Origin of the sequence: Nocardia sichangensis (assembly GCF_047200615.1) — a bacterium.
In the GTDB taxonomy this organism is placed as follows: domain Bacteria; phylum Actinomycetota; class Actinomycetes; order Mycobacteriales; family Mycobacteriaceae; genus Nocardia; species Nocardia sichangensis.
The window spans coordinates 15,627-37,232 of record NZ_JBJZOK010000021.1; the positions used below are offsets into that span (position 1 = coordinate 15,627).

General features: G+C 68.2%; 22 protein-coding genes and 1 pseudogene. 11 read left to right on the forward strand and 12 right to left on the reverse strand.

Annotated elements, in window-relative coordinates; all coding sequences use genetic code 11:
• Positions 1-128: 128 nt before the first annotated feature.
• Genes ACL03I_RS26205 through ACL03I_RS26230 form a run of 6 tightly spaced genes read right to left on the reverse strand, consistent with a single transcriptional unit; the run spans position 129 to position 5,626 of the window.
• On the reverse strand, positions 129-1,535 hold the full coding sequence (locus tag ACL03I_RS26205; protein WP_412807173.1) for an AMP-binding protein: 1,407 nt from the start codon (positions 1,533-1,535) through the stop codon (positions 129-131).
• Positions 1,528-2,130 carry an energy-coupling factor transporter transmembrane component T family protein gene (locus ACL03I_RS26210; protein WP_355078364.1) on the reverse strand — a complete coding sequence of 201 codons (603 nt, stop codon included), beginning with the start codon at positions 2,128-2,130 and terminating at the stop codon, positions 1,528-1,530. Before ACL03I_RS26210 ends, ACL03I_RS26205 begins: the two co-directional genes overlap by 8 nt.
• The gene (locus tag ACL03I_RS26215; protein ID WP_355078365.1) at positions 2,127-2,807 is read right to left on the reverse strand and encodes an energy-coupling factor ABC transporter ATP-binding protein; all 681 of its coding nucleotides are present in this window, start codon (positions 2,805-2,807) and stop codon (positions 2,127-2,129) included. Before ACL03I_RS26215 ends, ACL03I_RS26210 begins: the two co-directional genes overlap by 4 nt.
• On the reverse strand, positions 2,804-3,931 hold the full coding sequence (locus ACL03I_RS26220; RefSeq protein ID WP_412807174.1) for a thiolase family protein: 1,128 nt from the start codon (positions 3,929-3,931) through the stop codon (positions 2,804-2,806). The genes ACL03I_RS26215 and ACL03I_RS26220 overlap by 4 nt, the downstream gene beginning before the upstream one ends.
• The gene (locus ACL03I_RS26225) at positions 3,928-5,049 is read right to left on the reverse strand and encodes a class I adenylate-forming enzyme family protein (protein WP_412807175.1); all 1,122 of its coding nucleotides are present in this window, start codon (positions 5,047-5,049) and stop codon (positions 3,928-3,930) included. Before ACL03I_RS26225 ends, ACL03I_RS26220 begins: the two co-directional genes overlap by 4 nt.
• Positions 5,042-5,626 carry a biotin transporter BioY gene (locus ACL03I_RS26230; RefSeq protein WP_355078368.1) on the reverse strand — a complete coding sequence of 195 codons (585 nt, stop codon included), beginning with the start codon at positions 5,624-5,626 and terminating at the stop codon, positions 5,042-5,044. The genes ACL03I_RS26225 and ACL03I_RS26230 overlap by 8 nt, the downstream gene beginning before the upstream one ends.
• A gap of 108 nt (positions 5,627-5,734) precedes the next feature.
• On the opposite strand from ACL03I_RS26230, the gene ACL03I_RS26235 reads away from it, so the two are divergent.
• From ACL03I_RS26235 to ACL03I_RS26260, 6 genes are all read left to right on the forward strand, one after another.
• Positions 5,735-6,655, forward strand: a complete 921-nt coding sequence (locus tag ACL03I_RS26235) for a tetratricopeptide repeat protein (RefSeq protein WP_412807176.1) — start codon at positions 5,735-5,737, stop codon at positions 6,653-6,655.
• Positions 6,656-6,670: 15 nt separating this feature from the next.
• Entirely contained in the window at positions 6,671-7,453 is a 783-nt protein-coding gene (locus ACL03I_RS26240) for a TrmO family methyltransferase domain-containing protein (RefSeq protein ID WP_412807177.1), read from the forward strand.
• Positions 7,454-7,636: 183 nt separating this feature from the next.
• On the forward strand, positions 7,637-7,819 hold the full coding sequence (locus tag ACL03I_RS26245) for a hypothetical protein (RefSeq protein ID WP_397074731.1): 183 nt from the start codon (positions 7,637-7,639) through the stop codon (positions 7,817-7,819).
• Entirely contained in the window at positions 7,819-9,156 is a 1,338-nt protein-coding gene (locus tag ACL03I_RS26250) for a radical SAM protein (RefSeq protein WP_412807178.1), read from the forward strand. Before ACL03I_RS26245 ends, ACL03I_RS26250 begins: the two co-directional genes overlap by 1 nt.
• Entirely contained in the window at positions 9,146-10,528 is a 1,383-nt protein-coding gene (locus ACL03I_RS26255; protein ID WP_412807179.1) for a B12-binding domain-containing radical SAM protein, read from the forward strand. Before ACL03I_RS26250 ends, ACL03I_RS26255 begins: the two co-directional genes overlap by 11 nt.
• On the forward strand, positions 10,525-11,208 hold the full coding sequence (locus ACL03I_RS26260; protein ID WP_412807180.1) for a methyltransferase domain-containing protein: 684 nt from the start codon (positions 10,525-10,527) through the stop codon (positions 11,206-11,208). Before ACL03I_RS26255 ends, ACL03I_RS26260 begins: the two co-directional genes overlap by 4 nt.
• Here ACL03I_RS26260 and ACL03I_RS26265 read toward each other — a convergent pair.
• A complete protein-coding gene (locus tag ACL03I_RS26265) occupies positions 11,180-11,878 on the reverse strand; it encodes an NUDIX hydrolase (RefSeq protein ID WP_355078375.1) in 699 nt (232 codons plus the stop codon). The genes ACL03I_RS26260 and ACL03I_RS26265 overlap by 29 nt on opposite strands.
• Positions 11,879-12,012: 134 nt before the next feature.
• On the opposite strand from ACL03I_RS26265, the gene ACL03I_RS26270 reads away from it, so the two are divergent.
• Complete coding sequence (locus ACL03I_RS26270; RefSeq protein ID WP_412807181.1) at positions 12,013-13,749, forward strand: DUF3556 domain-containing protein; 1,737 nt, start codon at positions 12,013-12,015, stop codon at positions 13,747-13,749.
• 70 nt (positions 13,750-13,819) lie between these two features.
• Here ACL03I_RS26270 and ACL03I_RS26275 read toward each other — a convergent pair whose 3' ends face one another.
• The 4 genes and pseudogenes from ACL03I_RS26275 to ACL03I_RS26290 form a co-directional block, all read right to left on the reverse strand.
• Positions 13,820-14,620, reverse strand: a complete 801-nt coding sequence (locus ACL03I_RS26275) for an aminoglycoside adenylyltransferase domain-containing protein (RefSeq protein WP_355078377.1) — start codon at positions 14,618-14,620, stop codon at positions 13,820-13,822.
• Positions 14,621-14,685: 65 nt separating this feature from the next.
• Positions 14,686-15,657, reverse strand: a complete 972-nt coding sequence (locus ACL03I_RS26280) for an alpha/beta hydrolase (protein WP_412807215.1) — start codon at positions 15,655-15,657, stop codon at positions 14,686-14,688.
• A gap of 378 nt (positions 15,658-16,035) precedes the next feature.
• Positions 16,036-16,236, reverse strand: a pseudogene (locus tag ACL03I_RS26285) (response regulator transcription factor); the annotation flags it as partial.
• A gap of 100 nt (positions 16,237-16,336) precedes the next feature.
• Positions 16,337-17,545 (reverse strand): hypothetical protein, encoded by a 1,209-nt coding sequence (locus ACL03I_RS26290; protein ID WP_412807182.1) that lies wholly within the window; start codon positions 17,543-17,545, stop codon positions 16,337-16,339.
• Positions 17,546-17,795: 250 nt separating this feature from the next.
• Between ACL03I_RS26290 and ACL03I_RS26295 the strand changes: the two genes are divergently transcribed.
• Both ACL03I_RS26295 and ACL03I_RS26300 read left to right on the forward strand, forming a co-directional pair.
• Positions 17,796-18,098: a nuclear transport factor 2 family protein gene (locus ACL03I_RS26295; RefSeq protein WP_412807183.1), complete on the forward strand. Its 303-nt coding sequence runs from the start codon at positions 17,796-17,798 to the stop codon at positions 18,096-18,098.
• A gap of 29 nt (positions 18,099-18,127) precedes the next feature.
• Positions 18,128-18,772: a GNAT family N-acetyltransferase gene (locus ACL03I_RS26300; protein WP_412807184.1), complete on the forward strand. Its 645-nt coding sequence runs from the start codon at positions 18,128-18,130 to the stop codon at positions 18,770-18,772.
• A gap of 32 nt (positions 18,773-18,804) precedes the next feature.
• Here ACL03I_RS26300 and ACL03I_RS26305 read toward each other — a convergent pair whose 3' ends face one another.
• A complete protein-coding gene (locus ACL03I_RS26305; RefSeq protein ID WP_412807185.1) occupies positions 18,805-19,737 on the reverse strand; it encodes a hypothetical protein in 933 nt (310 codons plus the stop codon).
• Between the two features lie 157 nt (positions 19,738-19,894).
• On the opposite strand from ACL03I_RS26305, the gene ACL03I_RS26310 reads away from it, so the two are divergent.
• Both ACL03I_RS26310 and ACL03I_RS26315 read left to right on the forward strand, forming a co-directional pair.
• Positions 19,895-20,620: a TetR/AcrR family transcriptional regulator gene (locus ACL03I_RS26310; protein WP_356968177.1), complete on the forward strand. Its 726-nt coding sequence runs from the start codon at positions 19,895-19,897 to the stop codon at positions 20,618-20,620.
• 94 nt (positions 20,621-20,714) lie between these two features.
• Complete coding sequence (locus ACL03I_RS26315) at positions 20,715-21,530, forward strand: NAD(P)H-binding protein (RefSeq protein ID WP_355078382.1); 816 nt, start codon at positions 20,715-20,717, stop codon at positions 21,528-21,530.
• The last annotated feature ends 76 nt before the right edge of the window (positions 21,531-21,606 follow it).

Genomic DNA, 21,606 nt, shown 5'->3' on the forward strand with positions numbered 1-21,606 from the left:
GGGAAGGTCACATGAAGCGCAGAGGATTGCGCTTCGGTGGCCCGGCGAAAGGGGTCACATCCCGGCGGAGCTGAGGGGCCGCGCGGTCGGTGACGAGCGCGTACCACCGTCCTGTCGCGCTCCGGTGATCAGCGATCGACCTCAGGGCGGCCGACACGGCGGTGCGCGGCCAGCGTCGAGGCCAGCGCCGCCCGATCCAGTTTGCCCCGCGGCGTACGCGGCAGCCGGTCCACGACCAGAATCCGCACCGGCATACTCGGACTCGGCAAGGTCGCGCGCAGCCGCCGCCAGATCTCGTCGGCTTCCGGTGCGCCCGCGCCGAGCACGATCGCCGCGGCGGGCGCTTCCCCCATGCGCGCGTCGGGTACGCCGATGCAGGCGGCCTCGGCGACACCCGGTATCGCCGTGAGCGCCGCTTCGACGGCGGCGGGTTCCACGTTGAGGCCCGCCCGGATCAACATCTCGCTGTCCCGGCCGAACAGCCGCAGGCGGTTGCCGGTCACCTCGCCCCGGTCACCCACCGTCATCCAGCCGTCGACGGGACCGCCTACCACGCCGTCCGCGGTGAGGTAGCCGTCGAAGAGCATGTCGCTGCGTACGTACACCAGGCCGTCGCGGACGCGCGCCTCGACACCGGAGAACAGTTCGCCCGCCGACTTCTCGTCGGCACTGCCGAGCCCACGGTCGAAGGACACGAAACTCAGCTCGGACGCACCGTAGAAGTGCACGAGCGAGGCGTTCGGCAGGACCTCCCGCAACGCTCGCCGTCCCGCGCGCGGCCACCGGGCCGCCGAGGAAAGCACCTCCCGGACACCGCCGACCTGACCGATTCCCGCTCGCACGACGTCCCACGCGATCGTCGGCACCGAATACAGCTGGGTCGCGCCGTCGTTCAGTGCGTCGACCACCGGTCGCAGGTCCACCGTCGCGCCGCGAGTCAAGGCGTGCAACGCGCCGTAGAGGAAATGCGTGTGGTCCAGCACGCCGGGCACCGAGACCCGGTCTCCGGCGCCGATGTCGAAGGTGGCATCGGAGCGATCCAGCGTGGCGGCCCACGACCGCTGATCGCGCACGAAGAGCTTCGGCTCACCGGTGGTGCCGGAGGTGATGCCCACCAACAGTTCGGCCTCCGGTCGCGCCCCGGCCGCCGGAGCATCGGATGCCAACGCGGCGGCGGTCCGTACGACGCCGTCGAATCCCAGCCGCCGCAACCGCCGGTGCTGGTGCGGCGCCGCGACGACGGCTCCCGGCTCGGCCAGCGCGAGGACACGGCCGAACTGATCGGGCAGCAGATGGCGGTGCAGCAGGACGACGCTCACCCCGGCGTGCATCGCCGCGGTCACCGTCACCAGGGATTCGACATCGGACGTGGGCAGCACGGCCACCCGGCGCATGCCGTCGAGCCCGGCGGCGGTGCGCAGGACCTTCGACCAGAACCGCTCGTAGTCGACCACCTCGCGTCCCGAGACCACGGCGGTCGCCGCGGGATTCGCCGCGGCCTGCCGAGCGATCCGCGCGGCGAGCAGTTCAGTCATCGTCCACTCCCCTGGCGGCGAGGGCGTCGCCCATCGCGTCGGCCGTCCGCAGCGCGCGCACCAGCACCGGCGTGACCAGCGCCGTCATCGACCATTCCAGGCCGCGAGCGCGCCGGGCCTCGGCGACGTCGTGCACGATCCCCGCCAGCAGCGGGACACATCGGATGGCCAGCGCCAGCAGCAGGCCGATCCGCTCGGGATCGACACCCACCCGCCGCAGCGGTCCGAGCCACCGGGTCACGGCGTCGAGCAGGTCGCTCACCCGGGTGGTGAGGGTGAACAGCGCCGCGAGCGCCACCGAGACCACCAGCAAGCCGCACACCACCGCGGCCCGCGCGGGCGAGGTGATCAGCACCTGAAAAACCGCGATGATCAACAGCATCCACACCAGCGGACGCAGTTGGGCCACAGCGACCCGCCACGGAATCCCGGCTACCGCGAACAGTCCCGCCACCACCGCCCCGGTGACCAGCACCTGCGGTGGAGTGCGCACGAATACCGTGGTCGCCACGATCGACGCCAGCAGCAGCACCAGCTTCACCCCGGCGGGTATCCGGTGCAGTGGCGAATCGCCCGGACGGTACAGGCCGATCATTCGACCGACGCCCGGTATGCCGCGAGGGCGTCGCCGGGCGTTCCGTCGAACACCACCGCCCCGTCGTCGATCACGATGACGCGTTCGAAGCTCTCCAGCAGCGACAGCTGATGCGTCACGACGATCACCTGCTGATCCACCGCGTCCAGCGCGTCGGCGACGACCCTGGCGTTGCGCAGGTCCAGCAGAGTGGTCGGCTCGTCGGCGACGATCACCTCCGGTCGCCGGATCAGGACCGCGCCGAGGGCGAGCAGCTGTTTCTGGCCGCCGGACAACAAGTGGGCGGGGTGCTCGGCGTGACCGGCGAGCCCGAATCGTTCCAGGATCTCCCGCACGCGCGCCGCGATCTCCTGCTTGCTCAGCCCGGTCCGGCGCAGTGAGAAGGCGAGATCCTCGGCGACCGTGGGCATGACGATCTGAGTGTCGGGATCGGTGAAGACGAACCCCACCTTCCGTCGTACCTGCGCGCCCTTGCGGGCCGCGTCGACACCGTCCACCGTGACCGTGCCGGAACTCGGCGTCAGCAGGCCGTTGATCATGCGCGCCAGCGTCGACTTGCCGGAACCGTTCGACCCGATGACGCCCACGCGGCGCTCGGTGATCCGCAGGTCGATGTCGCGCAGCACCTTTCGCTCGCCGAAGCGGTGACTCACCGAGTCGAAGACGATCTCGCTCACGACACTCGCTCCACCAGGACCGCGATCCCCTGCCCGCCGCCGATGGCGCAAGCCGCGAGACCCAGCGCCGGGCCGTCCGCACGCAGCATCTGACTCGCCAGGCGCACCAGCAGGATGGCCCCGGACGCTCCCCACGGGTGCCCCATCGCGATGGCGCCGCCCTGCGGGCAGATCGTGGACTCGTCCAGGCCCAGTTCGTCGGCGACCGCAAGGACCACCGACGCGAAGGCTTCGGTGATCTCGACGACGCCGAGGTCCGCTACACCGAAACCGGTCCGACGCAGCAGTTTTCGGATCGCGGGTACCGGACCGAGGCCCGGGTACGCCGGGTCTGATCCGGCGACCGCGCAGCCGAGGATCCGCAGAGCGGGCAGCCCGGCGGCCATCGCCTCGGTGGTGACCGCCATGGCCGCCGCCCCGTCGGAGATGCCGCAGGAATTGCCCGCGGTGGCGGTGCCGTCGACGCCGAAGCTGGGACGCAGGCGCGCGAGCCGGGCCGCGGTCATCCCCGCCCGGATGCGTTCGTCCCGGTGCACGCCGCCGACCGGCACGATCTCCGCGGTGAAGTCGGCGGCCGCGGCGAGCGTGTGCGAGCGGGCCGCGTAGGCGTCCTGCCGCTCCCGGCTGATGCCGCGCGCTCGCGCGAGATCGTCGGCGGCCGCACCCATGTCCGGATCGGGAAAGCCCGGTGGCGCGAAGGGGGCGCGGGTGTATCGCACCGGCTCGGCGTCCGCCACGGGCGGCCAGAAGCGCCACGGGGCGGTGCTGGCCGATTCGACCCCGCCGGCCAGGAGAAGTTCGTCCGCGCCGCTGCGCACCCGCAACGCCGCCTGCATCACCGCGTCGAGGCCCGAACCGCACTGCCGATCGACGGTGACGCCCGGAACATGCACGCCCAGCCCAGCACGCAAGGCGGCGACCCGGGCGGGATCACCGCCGGGCCCGAGGCAGTTACCGAGAACCACGTCGTCCACGTCGGCGTCGATGCCCGCGCCGCGCAGCGATGTCAGCACCTCGCGCAGCACGGGAGCGGCCAGATCGGTGGTGGTCAGATCGGACAATCCGTGGCCCGCGTTGCCGATCGGCGTGCGGCGCGGCGCTACCAGGACGGGAACCGGGCTCATGCCAGCAAGTCTTTCAGTTCGCCCCTGGCCACCTTCCCTGCGGCGGTGCGCGGCAATGCGGGCAGCGGCACCCACCGGCGCGGCATCGCCTCCTTCGCCAGCACGCGGCGTGCTCGCGACCGCACCTCGTCGAGCCCGGCGCGTCCGTCCAACTGCACCGCGGCCGTGACGGTTTCCCCGAACACCGCGTGCGGCGAGCCGATCACCGCCACCGCGGCGACGCCGTCGAGCGCTTCGAGAACGCGCTCCACCTCTTCGGCGACCACCACGGTGCCGCCGACGTTGATCGCGCAGTCGCCCCGGCCCAGCACGGTCAGCTCACGGTCGTCGCCCAGTTCGGCGAGGTCACCGACGCCGAACCAGTCGGGCGCGCCGAGCACGCGGTAGGGCGATCGGACGTAGAGCAGTCCGTCGCGCACCTCGGCCTCGACCCCGTCGAGCAGCCGCATCGGCTCGGGAATACGGCGCGCCGCCACCAGCGAGACCTCCGAGGACCCGTAGTACTCGACGACATCCACGCGGCCGGCCGCCGCCAGCGCACCGTCGTCGAGCGCGATGCCCGCGACGATCGCGGTGCGCAGGCGCGGGCAGGCGGCCACCACCTCACGCAGTACGGCGGGCACCGCGTGCACCACGGTGGCTCGCGACCGGTCGTCGGTGACGCACGCGCCGCGCCACAACGCGTGCAACGCACCGAACAGATGCATGGTCGCGTGCAACGGACCGGTGATCAGCACGCGGTCGGACGCCCGAACACCGGTGATCGCGGTGAATGCGGGGAAGCTGTCGTACCAGGAGGCGGCCGTGCGCGCCAGCGGCCGGGGACGGCCGGTCGAGCCCGAGGTCGCCACCAGCAGGAACGCCCCAGCCGGGATGCCGGTACGGTGCGGGCGCGCGGCGGGATTCTCGACGAAGACCGCGATGCCGCGCCGGGCCGCGGCGCAGACGCGGATCAGCGCGTCCGGAACCGGCAGGGCCGAGGCGTCGTAGACGTGCTCGTCCGGGTTGTCGGCGATCCATCGCTCGATCGCACGGTCGAGTTCACGGTAGGTGAAGCGGCGGCCACCGAAGTCGACGGCAGGCGCGTCGGCCGCGCCGCCGAGTTCGGGACTAGGCACGGATCACACCGGGATAGGCGCGGTGCACTCCCTTGGCCACCACGGTCGCGACGACGACTTTGAGCAGGTCGCCGGGAACGAACGCGAAGTTGGTGGTGACGGCGGCCCGCACGCCGAGATCGGTGCGCAGCAGCAGGCCAACGGTGCCGAACAAATAGATGATCAGCAGACCGCCGACGGCGTTGATCAGCAGACCGAGCACGACCGGGTATTTCGGCAGGATGCGGGCGGTGCCGAGCCCGATGAACAGCGCCGCGGGGATCCAGCCGATCAGGTACCCGGCGCTGGGACCGGCCAGCGCCGTCAGACCGGTACGGCCGCCGGACAGCAGCGGCAGGCCGATCATCGTGAGCGCCAGGAAAACCAGAACCGCCGCCGTTCCCTTGCGCGCCCCGAGCACCGCACCGGCCAGGATCACGCCGAGGGTCTGCACCGTGATCGGCACACCGCTGAACCCGACGGTGATGGCGCCCGGCAGGCCCAGCGCCGCGATCAGCGCCGCGAAGACGGCGATCTGCGCCATATCCCGCGCGGAAACACCGGCCCTCGGCTCCCGAGAGTTCTCGACACCCTCCACGACAACCCTCCGCCTAGAACTTGAACGACGTTCAAGGTAGCAAACCGAGTACGGCGGCGCGCACCGAGCTCGGTGTGATCTGTCCTCCGATCGTCGGACAGATTTTTCGTGCCCGCGCGGCCAAACTCATCCGATGACCGGGAAGCCGGGCCCGCAGCCGCTTCCCGGCGAGGACAGCAACTCGTTCCGGAGGCATCGATCGACACCGATTCGCGACCGCGGCGTCCCGAGGCGGTACCGAGCGCCGACGACCTGCGCGCGCACGCGACGACGGCGGTCAGCGACGGCATCGCGGCCTATCTTCGCGCCGACGAATCCGCCACGTCCGCACCGACGCCGACCCGCAGGCAGCTCGAGATCCTGGACGTCGGCGTGCGGCGGCACATGCTGCGGCTCGAGGGCATCGCTCCGTTCGGGCCGACGATCTCCGCGCCCGCGTCCACCGCCCACTACCGCGCGGTCCGCGCACAGCTGGAGGTTCTGTCGGCACGGCACGCCTTCGCCGCTATCGTCACCGCTCGCGTACTGATCGAACACTCCCAGCTCGCCGCCGCCGATGCCAAGTGCGGCCGGCTCGCGGCGGCCACGGCCACAATGGACGAGATCGGCGCGCACCTGCCGCGGCCGGATCGGGAACTGACCGCCGTCGTTCGCGCCGAGGCGTTGCCCGTGCTCGCTCTGCTGCGGTTCCACGACGGCGACCACGACACCGCCGAGCGCCGGTTACGCGCCGCGCTGGACACCTGTCACAGACTGGGCTCGGAATACGGCCACCGCTATCTCACCGGTAAGCAGCTGCACTTCGCGGTGAACATCGCGCGGTGCAGAACCGCCCGAGGTGACCTCGACGGAGCTGCCGCGCTGCTGGAGCGGGTGGCAGCGGTAGCGAAGGGGACCCGCGCCCGGTGGCCCTTCTCCGATGGCAGCACGCTCGCCGTGCCGCTGCTCGGTCGCGCCGACGCGGTGATCGCCGATCTGATCCGCCGCGAATACGCGCGGCTGCCCGCCGGTGCGTCCGAATTCCACTGATCCCAGGAGTACAGCATGATCCCGGTTGCCCCGACCCTGCCCGCTTTCGCTCCGATCGGCGTGGTGCGCTGCGCCGCGCCGACGATCGATGACGTTCCCTCCGAAGGGCTTCCGTCCCGGGTGGTGCTGGATGAACGGTATCTGGCGGCGCTGGACGGAATCGAGCCGGGTGATCACCTTTACGTGATCGCGGTATTCCATCTGGCCGATCCCGAGGTGCTGACGGGCAGCCCGGGCACGCGCCACGCGCAGGGCGCCTTCTCGATCCGGTCGTCGTGCAGGCCCAACCTGCTCGGCATGACCCTGAGCCGGGTGCTCGACATCCGAGGTACCGAAATCGCGTTCGAGTGGCTGGATTTCGTGGACAACTCACCGGTGCTCGACATCAAGAGGTACAACTGGCGCTGGGAGTGCGTGCCGTCCACGCGGCGGCTGGATCGCCGGTTCATCGAACGGCAACTCGACCACCGGACACTGGCCGCCGTGCTGGCCCGTCCCGCCTACAATTTCCACGGCGAGCGCTGCGCCCGCGTCGGCCAAACCGGCGCGCTGGCGGCCACTTTGGTGCAGAACCACGACTTGTGGCTGGGAAATCCCGCGCTCCGGGTCCATATCCGGGCCGACGGCCATCTCGTGGACTGTGTGCAAGGTCTCACCGGCGCGACCTTCGGCAACGGCCGGCTGGGTGTGACGCTGTCGGACACCGACGAACCGGTCGTCGAATTCGTGGAACCCACGCGCAGACTTTCCGCACGCAGGACCGGCTCGGAGTGGGCCATCACCCAGTACCCGCAATAACATATCCGGCGCCGATCGGCAGTCGGGCGAACGAACGACATTCGGCCGAATGAATTCTCCGGACACGCGGGCGACACGCCATTTCCGCGGTAGGCCGTCCAGGCGATCGACGGCGCGACCGTGTCCGGCTCGGTACTGTTTTTCTGGTATTTCCTGAATCGGAATCTGAACGGGAGCGCGACCATGTCCGAAACTCTGCTCGGTGATATCAAATCCGACCGCGTCACATTGAATCTCCTGTTCGACTCGGCGGAATTCTGCTGCGCACCCGGCGAAGAGCCCGCGCACACGGTGCGGATCGGCGCACCCACCGTTCAGGACAATCGCATGTGCGCGCAGTGCGTCGGGGAATGCAAGGTGTTCTGATGTCCGACGGCCGGTTCAAGATCGCCGAGGAGGTGTTCGTCGTCGATGTCGACGACGGCCACCTGCTCTACGCGCCGTTCGAGGGCGTCATCAGCCGCCTGGCACCGCAGACGGCCGCCGAACTCCGCTCTGGGCAGAGCTCCGCGAGCCGCGAGACCTTGCGGTACCTGCACGGGCTCGGGCTCATCGTGCCCGCCGACACGCCGAGCCCAGCCCCCGTGGGCACCTGGGACGAATCGTTCGCGCCGACCGGGGTGGTCTACATGGTCACCGCCGCCTGCAATCTCCGCTGCACCTATTGCTACGCCGACGCCGGTGATTACCCGGTCGACCTGTACAACCGCCGGATGGCGTTGGACGCCGCGAAATTCGTGATCGACAACGCGGCGGCGAGCGGCGCGGGCACCGCCTATCTCAACTTCCACGGCGGCGGCGAACCGACGCTCGACTTCGACCTGATCCGCACGGTGGTCGACTGGGGCCGGGAGTACGCGCGCAACGAAGCGGGCGATCTGCGCGTCAACGCGAGCATGGTCACGAACGGGCTGATCAGCGACGCCAAGGCGCAGTGGATCGCCGACAACATGGACAGTGTGCAAGTGTCCCACGACGGTCCGGCGGCGATCCATGATCTCCAGCGTCCGACCGTGCGCGGCGGCACGTCGTATTCCCGGGTGCGCGAGGTCATCGAGCTGTTCACCGGGCGCGTTCCGGATCTGATGATCAAGTCCACGATCAGCCGAGCCGCCGTCGGCAGAATGCCGGAGATCGCCCGCTACCTCTGTTCGACATTCGACCTGCCACGTTTCCATCTGGGGCCGGTGCTCGGCACCGGCCGTGGCCGCTCGGTGGTCTTCGGCGAACCCGAAGCGCAAGAATTCGTACGCGGCTATTACGCGGCCCAGGAGATCGCCGACGAATACGGCAGGACAATCGTGGTGTCGGGTGCGCTGGCCACCTTTCCTCATGTCCGGAGAACGTTCTGCGGCGTCACCGATCCGAATTTCTCGCTGACCTCCGACGGCCATATTTCGAGTTGCTACGAAATAATGTACGACGACGACAAACGCGCGCCGCACGCCTACTACGGACGGTACAACCGAGAAACGCGGACGTTCGACGTGGACGGCAACCGCATAGCGAAGCTGCGTTTGCACGATGTCAACAAGATTCCGAAGTGCAGGAATTGCTTCGCGAAGTGGCAGTGCGCGGGCGACTGCCAGGCACGCTGGTACAACTCGCAGACCGGCGAGCTGGAGAACGGACCGGACGTGCGCTGCGAGATCAATCGAACGCTCATCCGGGATCGCTTGCTCTCGATCGTCAGTGTCACCTGAACACCCCGCGCCTGCGAGGGCGCTGCTGGTCAATATTCAGGACGGGTCCTCGCTCGCCTACAACCTGCCCTACGAGAACCTCCGGCTCGGCGGGATCGGTTCGGCACTCGAGCGAGCCGGGATCGTCTGCGCTTACTACGATTCCGCCGCCGATCCGGAGGGGCTGGTCGCGGCCCTGCGCTCGCTCGCGCCGCGACCGGTCATCGTGTTCGACACCCTCTACCGGATCTCGGACGGTGTCGGCGCGGCCATTCGCGCCGCCCGGGCGGTCCACCCCGATGCGTACGTGCTGGTGGTGGGCCGGGCCGCGGCCGCGGTGTCGGTACAGCCCGGCGTGGCCGCGCAGGTGGACGCGGTCGCGGATTCCGGTGACGTCGGCCGGGTGGTCGCGACCTGCCTGGCCCATTGCGGGCGAACACCGCCCGCGCCACCCGATACCTGGCAGACGATCACGCCGCAGCGCCGATTCCCTCGCTTCGCCCGCGTTCGCGGGGTACTCGACATCGAAGCGACACGCGGCTGTATGCACGGATGCACTTTCTGCGCCGTCGACGGCGTTCCCGATGCGCCCCGCGTCCGCCGGTGGCAGCCGCGCGAACCCGCCGACGTGGTCGGCGAGATCACGGAACACGCTGTCGGCCAGGGCATTCGACGCGTACAGTTCGTCGACGACAACTTTCTGGGAGCACCGGCCGCGGTCGATTGGGCACAGCGGTTCGCCGACGAACTGCGCAGCCGGAACATCGAGGTCCGCTTCTCCATCTACGCCCGGCTCGACCGCACGCTCGACCGGGTACTCGACACCTTGCATTCGGTGGGGCTGATTCAGGTGCACGCCGGTGTCGAATCCGGCTCCTTTTCGGTGCTGCGCCGATTGAGAAAGGGCACGACACCGGAGGAGTTGTCCAGGATGGTGCGCCGCCTGCGGCAACGGGACGTGGGTCTGGTCGCTTCGCTGATCGTCTTCGAGCCGCGCAGCACACTCGACGAGCTGGACGAAAGCCTGCGCTGGCTCGACGAACACCGGCTGTACCGGTCCTTCAGCCTCACCACGCTGATCCCTTTCCGCAACACCCTCGCCCACAGGGAACTTCGCACCCAGGTGATCGCCGAGCCGTCGACGTCGTTCGCACCGCTGGGTTACCGGTTCACCGAACCGGACGTCGATCGGATCTACCGAGCGGCCGTCGCGCGGGAAGCCGATCACGAGCAGTGCAGCGACGGTGCGCTGGAGCGGCTGATGCGCTGCCGTTTCGCCTTCGAGGAACGTCTCGGGCTGGGTCCGGAACCCCCCGAACTTCGCGACCTCGACGCCTACCGAGCGCGCCAGATCGCCGCGATCCTCGACGACATCCGACGGCTGCGCCGATGACCAGCAAAGCCGAATCCTTCGACGCCGTCGCGGATGCGCACGACCACGCGCGCTGGGATCTGCCGCCCGCGCGGTTCGACGCCGCGGTTCTCGCGGCGCTGTCCCGTTTCGCGGGCCGTGGTGGCGGCCCCGCGCTCTTCCTCGGCTCCGGCTCCGGGCGTGAGGCCGCGGCGTTCGTCCGGGCAGGCCGACAGGTGGTCCTCGTGGACATCTCCGCGCGCATGCTGTCGTTGGCGAAGGCCAGATACCATGACAGCCCTCTGGTCGACTATCGACGGCAGTCCGCGACGGAGTTCCTCGACGACGCCGACGCCGACTACCCGTTCATCTCCGCGGTCGGCGAACTCCTCGGCTATGTACGCGACCACGCGGCCCTGCTCACCCGCATTCGCACCCGGCTGGGCGACTCGGGCACCTGCGTCTTCACCTGGGTGGACGCGCATCGGCTCGCGCAGCGTGGGCTGCCCGCCCAGGTCTGTGCCGACGGGACGGCGATCTTCACCGAACGCGACGAACCGCCGCTACGGATCCGCGGGTGGTCGCAGGCTCACATGCACGCGTTACTCGGCACGGCGGGCCTCGACCTGGTCGAGGAGATCGCCCCGGAGGCGGTGAGTCCTCGACGCGGCTGGACCGTCACGCCGTCGAGAACTAGCGATGGGTCCAATCCGGCTGGGTGAAGTGGGCGACTCTGGCCGCGTCAGGGTCCGTGCCGAGCAGGACCACTTCGCGGAATTGCCACAGCAGCGCGCCGGTGGGTGCGTGAATGGTCATGTTCGGGCCGAGCCGCATCTGCAACAGGCCCGCTTCGCCCGCAGGCGCGGTGTCGTCGCGCAGTTCCGCTTGCCGTACCGCGTCCTCGGCCCGGACCCAGCGCGGGGTGTCCTCGGCGGCCACCCGGGCCAGATCCACCAGATGCACCGAGTAGACCTCATCCGGATTCGGGCGTAACCGGGTCGCGTCGTTCAGTGCCAGAACGAGGGGCGTGATCGTGAAACCGGAGGCCGCCGGGAAGTCGTCGAGTGCGCCGAGCAGATCACCCGGCCGCGCGTCCAGGCCGAGTTCCTCGCGCAGTTCGCGCAAGGCGGCTTGTTCGGTGGTCTCGCCTTCGTCCAGCCGGCCGCCGGGCAGGCCCCATTGTCCGGCGTTGCGGCCACGATAGGCCCGCTTGATGACGATCACCGACAGCGGCCCGCCGGGCTCCTCGACCACGCACAGCACCACCGCCGCGCGGCGCACACCGGGCAGGTCGGCGACCTCGATGCGCGGGAATGCGGCCAAGCGGGAATGCGCGAGCACACGGAATTCGTCGATGCTCCTCGGTAGCGGCGCTGTCGGGGTCGGCTCCATGGCTTCGATCTTGCCCTTCCCCATCGACGAGCGCGACAAAGGAAGTCGTTGACAGCAACTGCCTCACCTGTCACCGTATCGGGAACCTCGGGGTCCGGACCGTACCCCGGGCGTTCGCGATCGGAGCGTGCTTGATGGGATTTCTCGAGCCCGACCTGCCGGTGGTCGATATGGCGGAATGGAGCAAGGGCACGCGCGCCGAGCGCATCCGTCCCATGGCCCGGCACTGGGCCGAGGTCGGCTTCGGGACTCCGGCGGTGCTGCACCTGTTCTACGTCGGCAAGATCTGCCTCTACGTGCTCGGTGGCTGGTCGATCGCGCTGACCACCAACGGTATCGACGGGTTCACCGACGTCGGCGCCTGGTGGTCGGAGCCGATCGTCTTCCAAAAAGTCGTGCTGTACACGCTGCTGTTCGAAGTGGTCGGCCTCGGGTGCGGGTTCGGCCCGCTGAACAACCGGTACTTCCCGCCCTTCGGCTCGATCCTGTATTGGTTGCGCCCCAACACGATTCGGCTGCCACCGTGGCCGGGGCGGATACCGCTCACCAAGGGCGACAACCGCACGCCGGTGGACGTCGCGCTGTACGCGGCGCTGCTGGCGACGACAGCGGTCGCGTTGCTGTCCGACGGAACCGGACCGATACCGGAGCTGGACACCACCGTCGGTTTGCTGCCGCACTGGCAGGTGGCGGTGATCCTCGGGCTGCTGGCGGTACTCGGGCTGCGGGACAAAGTGATCTTCCTGGCCGCCCGGGGCGAGGTGTACGCCACCCTCACAGTCGTCTTCCTTCTCCCCGGAGCCGATTCGATCGTCGCCGCGAAGGTGGTCTTCGTCGTGATCTGGATGGGCGCGGCCACCTCGAAACTCAACAAGCACTTCCCTTTCGTGGTGTCCACGATGATGTCCAACAGTCCGGTGTTCCGGCCGAAGCCGCTCAAGCGCGCGTTCTTCGAACGCTTCCCCGACGATCTGCGGCCGGGACGGTTGTCCCGCGTCTTCGCCCACGGCGGCACGGTCGTCGAGATGTGCGTTCCGCTGGTGCTGTTCTTCTCCCACGGCGGTTGGCCGACGGCGATCGCGGCCATCGCGATGGTGTGTTTCCACCTGGCGATCCTCACCGCCATTCCCATGGGCGTCCCGCTGGAGTGGAACGTCTTCATGATCTTCGGCGTCGTCACGTTGTTCGTCGCGCACGCCGATCTCGGTCCGAGCAGTGTGCGCAACCCCGTGCCCGTGGCGGTGCTCTTCGTCGTGATCGCAGGCATCGTGATCGCCGGGAATCTGTTCCCGCGCAAGATCTCCTTCTTACCGGGCATGCGTTACTACGCTGGGAACTGGGACACCACCATGTGGTGCGTCAAACCCTCGGCCGCCGCGAAGATCGGCACCGGCATCGTCGCGATAGCCGGCATGCCGCAGGCCCAGCTGGAGCGGTTCTACGGCAAGGATCGCGCGCAGATCCCGATGTACCTCGGGTACGCCTTCCGGGCCATGAACACCCACGGCCGCGCGTTGTTCACGCTCGTCCACCGCGCGATGCCACCCGGCCACGAAGACGAGTACACCATCACCGACGGCGAACGCATCTGCAGCACCGCCGTCGGCTGGAACTTCGGCGACGGCCACATGCACAACGAACAACTCATCGCCGCGATGCACCGCCGCTGCCACTTCGAACCCGGCGAAGTACGCGTCGTCCTCCTCGACGCCCAGCCGATCCACCGGCAGACCCAGCAATACCGCCTCGTCGACGCGGCCACGGGCGAGTTCGAACGCGGCGAAGTGCGCGTCGCCGACATGGTGACCCGCCAGCCCTGGGCCGACGACGTCCCGGTGCGGGTGCACTACACCGCGAGCGCAGAGAGTTAGCGCGTCCGCCTTTCCACGAGAGTCGGAGTCGCGTTCAGCGATCTAATGCTCAGATGCGCATATCTACGTATCAGCATGGCGTTCGAGTCGCGGCTTCTTCGACGCGGTCCCCCACCCACGCCAGAAAGGCTCGCACGTCGGTGGTGGGCAGTGCGAGTGCGGCCGTGCGGGGGTGCTCGAAGCTGCGCAGCGCTGTGTCGATGAGGGGGGCGAAGTGTTCTTCGGACTTCGCGATCATCTGTGCCGCTTCGCGTTTGGCCAGCCAGCGACCGGTGCGACAGAACGCTACTGCTCGACAGCCGTTCAGCACTCGGTTGTCACCCAGATGACCCTCTCCCCCAGCGTGTTCGCGTACCGAAGCCAGCAGCGCGGCATGAACGTCGCGCCGTGACGGTGCCGCGACGACCTGCCGCACGGGAGTCCCGAACAGGAGGCGTCCGGTTTCGTGGGCGATGGAGCGATCGATGACGTACCAGAAGGCCGATGAGTCCGCCGGATCGAAGCTGACGCGGTTCGGCAACAGGGGACCGGTGTTGAGGTCCATGAGATAACCGGCCGCGCTGGACGGTGCGGCGATGAAATCCGAGTTGTAGACCACGAGTTCCAGACCGGCCGCGGGGCACGGCAGCGACGAGTGCGCGAGCGATTCGGCCAGTTCGCGCAATGCCTGCGCGGGAAGCGACGGCGCGACGACGATGACCACGTCCACGTCGCTGCGCCCGTGCCGATAGTCCGCGAGCGCGACCGATCCCACGGCGAAAACACTCGTCAGATGACGCCCGCAGACGGTGCGGGCTCGTCGCACCAGCGCATCGAGGTAAGGCCGCAACTCAGCCGGGAGGAGGTGGGGATCCGCCAGGATGTCGGTCATGCGGGCCAGTATCCGCCAAGGCCGCCTCGGGGCTCGGATCGCCCGGAGCCCACGCGGCCTTCGGCTCAGCGCGGCAGCCCCAGTCCGTCGGCCAACACGGGCCACGAATTCTTCAGCGCTTCCTGCCAGTACCCCCACGAATGGGTCCCGGTGGGCTGGAAGTCGTAGGTGGCGGGGATGCCGAGGGAGTCGAGGCGGTCGCGCATGTTGTGCGTGCACCAGTTCACCGCGGCCTCGATCACACCGCCCAGCACCAGTTGGTTGAGGTAACCGCGCGGCCCTGGCTGAGCGTAGGCGCCGTTGTAGACGTCGTACATGCCAGGCACTCCGGTTCCCGTGGACAGGAACAGCCGTATGCCGCGCAGTTGGTCGGCGTGTAGGTACGGGTCGTTGGCCTCCCACATCGGGTCGTCGGGCGGCCCGTACATGTTCTCGGTGTCGCCGCCGCCCCAGCTCTCCACGGCGAGTTTCACGAACTCGCGGCCGATCGGGTCGCTGATCTGCGCGCAACCGCTGTAAGCCGCAACCGCCTGATACAGACCGGGTTTCGCGATCGGCAGCTGGAGCACCGAGGTACCGGAGGTGGACAAGCCCGCGACGGCGTTCACCCCGGTAGTGCCGAACTCGGCATCGATCAGCGGTGGCAACTCTTCGGTGAGGAAGGTCTTCCACTTGTACACACCGAGTTTCGGATCGGGCTCGCGCCAATCGGTGTAATAGCTCCAACGCCCGCCCACCGGCTGGACGACGTTCACGTCTTTCTCGGCGAGAAAGCGCAGCACGTCGGTGTTCTTCTGCCAGGTCGCGCTGTCCTGACCCCCGCCGCCCCCGTTCAACAGATACAGCGTCGGCCGCGGCACCGAACGGTCCGCCGGGCGCAGCACCTTCACCATGATGTCCTGCCCCATCGCCGCGGAATGCACCCGCACCTGCACGGTCCGATCGTCCTCCGGCCAGGAACCGGTGATCGATGCGGCATCGGCGCTCGCGGGCGGCGATGCCGCGACCACTCCCGCGGTCACGGCGAACACCGCCATGAGCACGATGAGCGCGTGCCTCGAACAGCGCCGGACTGTTTCGATTCTCCTCCGCACGCTGCCCGAATCGGCGGCAGGTGTGGCCGGGAGACCGGTGTCGACGTCGGAACTTCGTTTCATCGTTCGTCTTTCTCCGAGACCGGACCGTGGCGTTCGTCGACCGGCGCCGTCGCAGCTGCTCGACGGGCGCGGAAACTTTGTCAACGCTAGAACTCGACAAGGCGGTGCACTTCCCCCGTCCGATGGGTCTGGACACCTCACGAAGAGATCAAGATCTCCTTAGGGACGCGATACATTCGTCGCGAATTCGTGAGTTCCTCTGCCCTACGGGCACCGCTGACATCCCCGGTATCGAGTGGCGGTGAAACCGAGGCTTGCTCATGACTTTTCTTGCCGGGATTCGTCTATGACCCACACCGCAATCTGAGCGCGGGAATTGAACCCCGGTTTGGTCAACACGTGTTCGACGTGTCCTTGCGCGGTGCGTGGCGAAATCACCGATTCGGCTGCGATCTGCTTGTTGCCGAGTCCCTGCGCAACCAAACCGGCGACCTGCCGTTCACGTTTGGTCAGCTTCGCCGACTGCACCGATGTGAGCGCGGTATCAGCGGCCCGCGCAGTGCTTGCCGCAATAGCTGTTGGGCGGAATCCAACTCACCTCGCCGCCATCCGGCGACGCCTAGCAGCGTTCGTACTGACGCACGTAGGGCTGCGACTCCGGTAAGACGTTGTACCCGGGTGTCTGGCAGCCGCCGACCACGACCTCGAAAAAGGGGCCGTAGGAGTGGACGGGGCCGTTGGGTGTGTAGATCGTGTAGTCGACCGCCGCGCCGGAGCCTGCCAGGTAGGGAAGATGCAGATCGGCGAGTTGTGTGGTCTGCGCGGCGCTGAATTCCGTACCCACCGGGGGGACTACGGTGACGCCCAGTGCGCGGCCTTCGGAGGGCGGGTCGTAGACCGACACCAGAACGAAGAACGGGATGGGTTGATCGGTCAGGAACCACTGCCACAGGTCGAGTTCGTCATCGGACGGGAAGCGAGGGGTGGGCTCTTGGTGGGGGGTGAGGCGATCATGGGGCCAGGGATACGACCCGGGGCGCCGTTCCGAGTGATTGGTGAACCCGCGCTCCCGCTCATGAACGGTGGATACGGTCCACTGGTTGGATGCCAGTTCGGGAAAGTCCCGGATGATTCGGCGCATCGCCGCGGTCGCGCGCTGAGGTTCGCTCTCGGAGCCCGCTCGGACGTCGATGGCGTTGGTTATGCGGCTCGCGTCGCCGCCGCGCGAGGACCAGTGCACTTCGGTGCCTGCGGCCCATAGTCGCGCCCAGCTGTCTGCGGCGTTCGCTTCAGTGCTCACGTCACGGCCGAAAAGCCAGTATGCGGAATAGGTGTCCGCCATCCGGCCGATGGTGACCTCTGTCGGGTCGCCTTGAAAACGCCGCGGAAGCTGTTGAGCGCCCATGGCACTCACCACAGACGCGGCCTCGGCCGGTGTGGCGTCGTCCCTGAGCCGCACGTCGAGTTCGGCGTTGAAGTGTCTGCCCTTGTAGTGCTCGAACCGGTGTGACACGTCGGTCACCCCCGGAAGGGCCCGGATGGCAGTCTCGATCTTGCGTGACCAGCTGTCACGCTCGGCATGGTCGCGTCCTTGTTCGAAATAGCCATATCCGATCAGCAGGGCTGCGGTACCTGCTATCGCCACAGCCAGCACGGCTGCCAATCCCACTATTGTTGCCAGCAGCGGCACTACGCGTTCGCGCAAGATGGAGCGGTGGACACGCGCCGGCACCCGCCGATCGGGGTGCTGGGAGGTCCCTCGCTTCGGTGTGTCCGGATCGAAGCGGCCGGAGTCAACGACCTTGCTGCCGGTGCGTTCGGCATCCATCGGTCCTCCTCACGGCGCCTTCGTCTTCGTCCGAAACCTATAGCAGACCATCAGTTCCGCCGCTTTGCCTCGTCGTTCGTTCCACAGCGTAGTCGGCCGCGAACTGCGACCTACCGCACGCGAGCGTTGCTCGTGCTCCGCTGCATCAGTCGGCTTCGCCGCCGGATCCCATGGATCCGCAGGTTCTTGCAGCGCAGTGTGCAGCTTCTGCTCTTACGCGAGCGGGGCGCTGAAAGCCATTCTGTGCCACATGGATCGCCTTGATGTCATCGACACCTGTACGCGCATGGCGTGGTACGCCGATCTCCGCGAGTGGGACAACCTCGCGGCCGTGTTCGCCGACAACGTGACGCTGGATTACACGAGCCTCGACGGCGGCGAGCCGGTCGTGCTCGCTTCGACGCAGATCGTGGCCGCCTGGCAGGAGACGCTCGGTGGTTTCGCGGCGACCCAGCATCTGCTCGGCAACGCCCAGTTCGACTTCTATGACCAGGAGCCGCAGGTCACCGTCGCCGTCGACACCGTCGCCGCTCACTTCCGCCGGGCCCTGTGATCGCCGCGGAATCGACAAGACGGACCGCCGTGGAGATTCGCCGATTCGAAACCGCCGACCGACCGGAGTTGCGGGAGTTGTTCGCTCGGGCGAGTGCGGGCTCACCCGTCGCCTCACTGTGGGGTGATCGGGAATCCGAGGCGTCGATCTACCTCGATCCATATCTGGATCTGGAGCCCGAGTCGGTGTTCGTGGCGGTCGTGAACGGCAAGCTGGTCGGATATCTGACGGGCTGCGCGAACAGCTGGAGGTTTCCCAGTGAGTCCGAGCGGATCGAGCGGGCGATCCGCGCCTACCGATTGTTCCTGCGCCCGACGCCGGCCAGGTTCTTCGGCGTCGCCATGGTCGACACCCTCGTGGCCGCGATCCGACGCCTGCCCACGGCGGGTGACTTCCAGGACGTGCGCTGGCCCGCACACCTGCATATCGCCGTGGCCGCCGATGCGCGCGGAACCGGAGCCGCCGCCGCTCTCATGAACCGGTGGTTCGCCCGGCTGGACGAGAACGGCGTCGGCTGCCATCTGCAGACGCAAGTCGAGAACATCCGAGCGGTGAGGTTTTTCACCCGCATGGGGTTCACTCCGATCGGCTCGACCCCGGTGATTCCCGGAATGCGATATGAGAGCAGGCGGGTTCATCAGTTGACCATGGTCCGCCCGGGTGAGCGCACATAGGAGCCCGCGAATTCCGGACAGCTCGCAGCCGGTCAGAGCCAGTTGCGTTCCTTGGCCAGCAGGGCGGCCTGGAATCGGGTGCGTGCGCCCAGCCGGTCCATCAGGTCGGCGACATGACCGCGGAACTTGCGCACCGAGACATTCAGCGCACGTGCCGCCGAGTCGTCGGTGTCGTAGCGGGTAAGCGCGCGCAAGACCCGCTGCTCGACGGGTGAGACCGGAAGTTCGTCCAGGTCGCGTGCGCGGTTCCAGATGCCGTCGAAGACTTCCGCCAATATCCGGACCACCCCGGTACGCCGGATCTGGAGCACACCCGCCTCCGGATCGGAGAGATCGGCAGGCACGAAGGCGACCGACCGGTTGACGAGGGTCAGCGGCCAGACCGCTTCGGTCGTCACCCGATGCAGCTCGCCGAACGCATGGAGACGGCTTGCGTGGGCGACCTGCCGGGGATCCTCCAGTGTGTGTACGGGAAACAGGGTGCGGCTGCGCAGCCCCGCCATCAGCAGGCGCCCGTGCCGGACATGGGGGTGCCGGGATTCGTCGTACAGCGCATCGGTCCGCAACGCCGCGAACTCACCAGGGTGATCCGTCAGCAATGCGCCGATGCGCCGCGTGGTCTCCGGCCCGTTCGACAGTTGCTCGAGCAGCCCTGCCGGTCGGCCGGTGTGTTGCTCCTCGGTCAATTCCCGCAACGCCTCCCAGGCGGCAGCAAGGCCTTCGAACTGCTGCTGCGCCTCGGTGATCCGCCGCCGCACCAGCAGATCCACCGCGGCCGCCGGCGGCACCGCGGTCAGGTTCTCATCCACCAGACCGAGGACGCGCAGTTCGGTGAGCACGCTCCCCGCGCCGGCATCGCCCCGGCCCGCGCCGCCCGCATGCGAGGCGATGCCGGGACGGGTGCGCAGCAGTTCTCGGTAGACGCGCTCCTGCTCCGTGGTCAGCCCCAGTCCGGCCAGGCTCATGCCCGGCGCCTGCCGGCCGAGACGATTTCCGCACGCGGATACGCATGTCTGGCAGGTGCTGCCATGGTCAACCACCCCGGACATCGGAGACGACAAAGTACTGCGTAGCCTATACGCAACGCGTAGGCCATACGCAGTATGATCGCGAGGAGCGAACATGACCGATGAACTGCCGCGTGTGGCACAGCTGCTATGGACCGGCGGCCGGCGGTCCGGCCGTGGCCCCCGGCCGGCACTGAGCCTGGACCGGATCGTCGGAGAGGCGGTGGCCATCGCGGATGAGGAAGGCATCGGCGCACTGTCCATGCAGCGTGTCGCCAAAGAGTTGGGCGCGGCGACCATGTCGCTGTATCGATATGTGCCGGGCAAGGACGAACTCGTCGCCCTGATGTTCGACGCGACCATGTCGGAACCGCCCGATCTTCCGCAAGGCGACTGGCGTGCCGCGCTCGAGCTGTGGGCGCGCTGTACCCGGGAGCTGTACCTTCGTCACCCGTGGGTGCTGGCGGTGGGCGCGAGCAATCGCTGCATGGGACCGAACGAGGCCGCGTGGGGTGAGGCCGCGATGGGTGCGCTCATCGCGGCCGGTCTCCCACCCCGCGGCGTCGCCGAAATCGTTTTGTGCGTCACCGCTTTCGTCGGTGGCGCCGCCCGGCTGGCGATCGATCCGGCCCAGGGGCGCGACTCGGCCGGGCACGTCGGTCCGACCCTCGATCCGGCGATGATCCAGCGGTACGGGCAGCCCGAGCGCTATCCGGCCACGCTGGCCATGTTCAGTGCCGGTCCTCCGGAGAACCACGACATCGATGCCGTCGCCGAGGGCTTGTTCGAATTCGGGCTCGGCAGACTCCTCGACGGCATAGGCGTACATCTCACAGCGTGATCCTCCGCCGGATGGAGGGCAAAGGTTGCACAGTGCGTTGCAGGTACCTGCAGCGGTCCCGCGAAAAACGTTGGGAACTGGAAGGATCAGCGCAATGATTCTCGTGACAGGAGCGACCGGCAATGTCGGCGCCGAAGTTGTGCAAGCCCTGGCCGCGGCGGGCGAGCCGGTGCGCGCGCTGGTGCGCGATCCGCAGCGTGCAGTCGTACCCCCGGAAGCGGAAGCCGTGGCGGGCGACCTCACGTCTCCGGAGACCCTGAGTTTCGACGGGGTACGTGCGTTGTTCCTGCTGCCCGGTTATCCAGCGGTCGCGCAGGCGGCCGCGAAGGCCGGCGTCGAACACATCGTGCAACTGTCGGGTGTTTCCGCGGGCACCGGCGACACCTCCAATGCCATCACCCGCTATATGATGGCCTCCGAGCGGGAAGTCACCGAATACGCTGCGGCATGGACCATTCTGCGCCCCTGCGCCTTCGCCTCCAACGCCCTGCGCTGGCTCCCCCAGCTGCGCGAAGGAGACGTGATTCGCGCTCCGTTCCCCGAGGTGCGCACGGCCGCTCTGGATCCGCAGGACATCGGCGCGGTAGCCGCCACCGTCCTGCGGGGCAACAGTCATCACGGCGAAATCCTCTGGCCTACGGGGCCGGAGCCGCTCACGCCCGCCGAGCAGGTCGCGATCCTAGCCGAGGCCATCGGCCGCGATCTCATCTGTCAGGGCCTCGGCGACGAGGAGGCCCGCGCCGACATGCTCCGCACCACCCCCGTCGAGTACGTGGACGCCTTCTTCGACTTCTACGTGAACGGAGCCATCGACGAATCCATTGTCCGACCGACGGTAGAAGAGGTCATCGGCCGCGCGCCACGGACGTTCGATCAGTGGGCCACGGCCCACGCGGACGCCTTCCGGTGATTCATCCGCGCGGGATTACCGCCGATCGAAGGTACCAGCCGCGACCGGGCGCGGCGGCTCCGTGCCGCAGTCGCCC

Bases quoted from the DNA above. Each gene is read 5' to 3' on its own strand.
- ACL03I_RS26240 (WP_412807177.1), top strand. From the start codon at position 6,671: ATGATCCCGGTTGCCCCGACCCTGCCCGCTTTCGCTCCGATCGGCGTG.
- ACL03I_RS26205 (WP_412807173.1), bottom strand. From the start codon at position 1,535: ATGACTGAACTGCTCGCCGCGCGGATCGCTCGGCAGGCCGCGGCGAAT.
- ACL03I_RS26290 (WP_412807182.1), bottom strand. From the start codon at position 17,545: ATGGATGCCGAACGCACCGGCAGCAAGGTCGTTGACTCCGGCCGCTTC.
- ACL03I_RS26275 (WP_355078377.1), bottom strand. From the start codon at position 14,620: ATGACCGACATCCTGGCGGATCCCCACCTCCTCCCGGCTGAGTTGCGG.
- ACL03I_RS26260 (WP_412807180.1), top strand. From the start codon at position 10,525: ATGACCAGCAAAGCCGAATCCTTCGACGCCGTCGCGGATGCGCACGAC.
- ACL03I_RS26310 (WP_356968177.1), top strand. From the start codon at position 19,895: ATGACCGATGAACTGCCGCGTGTGGCACAGCTGCTATGGACCGGCGGC.
- ACL03I_RS26280 (WP_412807215.1), bottom strand. From the start codon at position 15,657: ATGGCGGTGTTCGCCGTGACCGCGGGAGTGGTCGCGGCATCGCCGCCC.
- ACL03I_RS26210 (WP_355078364.1), bottom strand. From the start codon at position 2,130: ATGATCGGCCTGTACCGTCCGGGCGATTCGCCACTGCACCGGATACCC.
- ACL03I_RS26220 (WP_412807174.1), bottom strand. From the start codon at position 3,931: ATGAGCCCGGTTCCCGTCCTGGTAGCGCCGCGCCGCACGCCGATCGGC.
- ACL03I_RS26250 (WP_412807178.1), top strand. From the start codon at position 7,819: ATGTCCGACGGCCGGTTCAAGATCGCCGAGGAGGTGTTCGTCGTCGAT.
- ACL03I_RS26270 (WP_412807181.1), top strand. From the start codon at position 12,013: ATGGGATTTCTCGAGCCCGACCTGCCGGTGGTCGATATGGCGGAATGG.
- ACL03I_RS26245 (WP_397074731.1), top strand. From the start codon at position 7,637: ATGTCCGAAACTCTGCTCGGTGATATCAAATCCGACCGCGTCACATTG.
- ACL03I_RS26265 (WP_355078375.1), bottom strand. From the start codon at position 11,878: ATGGAGCCGACCCCGACAGCGCCGCTACCGAGGAGCATCGACGAATTC.
- ACL03I_RS26305 (WP_412807185.1), bottom strand. From the start codon at position 19,737: ATGAGCCTGGCCGGACTGGGGCTGACCACGGAGCAGGAGCGCGTCTAC.
- ACL03I_RS26295 (WP_412807183.1), top strand. From the start codon at position 17,796: ATGGATCGCCTTGATGTCATCGACACCTGTACGCGCATGGCGTGGTAC.
- ACL03I_RS26315 (WP_355078382.1), top strand. From the start codon at position 20,715: ATGATTCTCGTGACAGGAGCGACCGGCAATGTCGGCGCCGAAGTTGTG.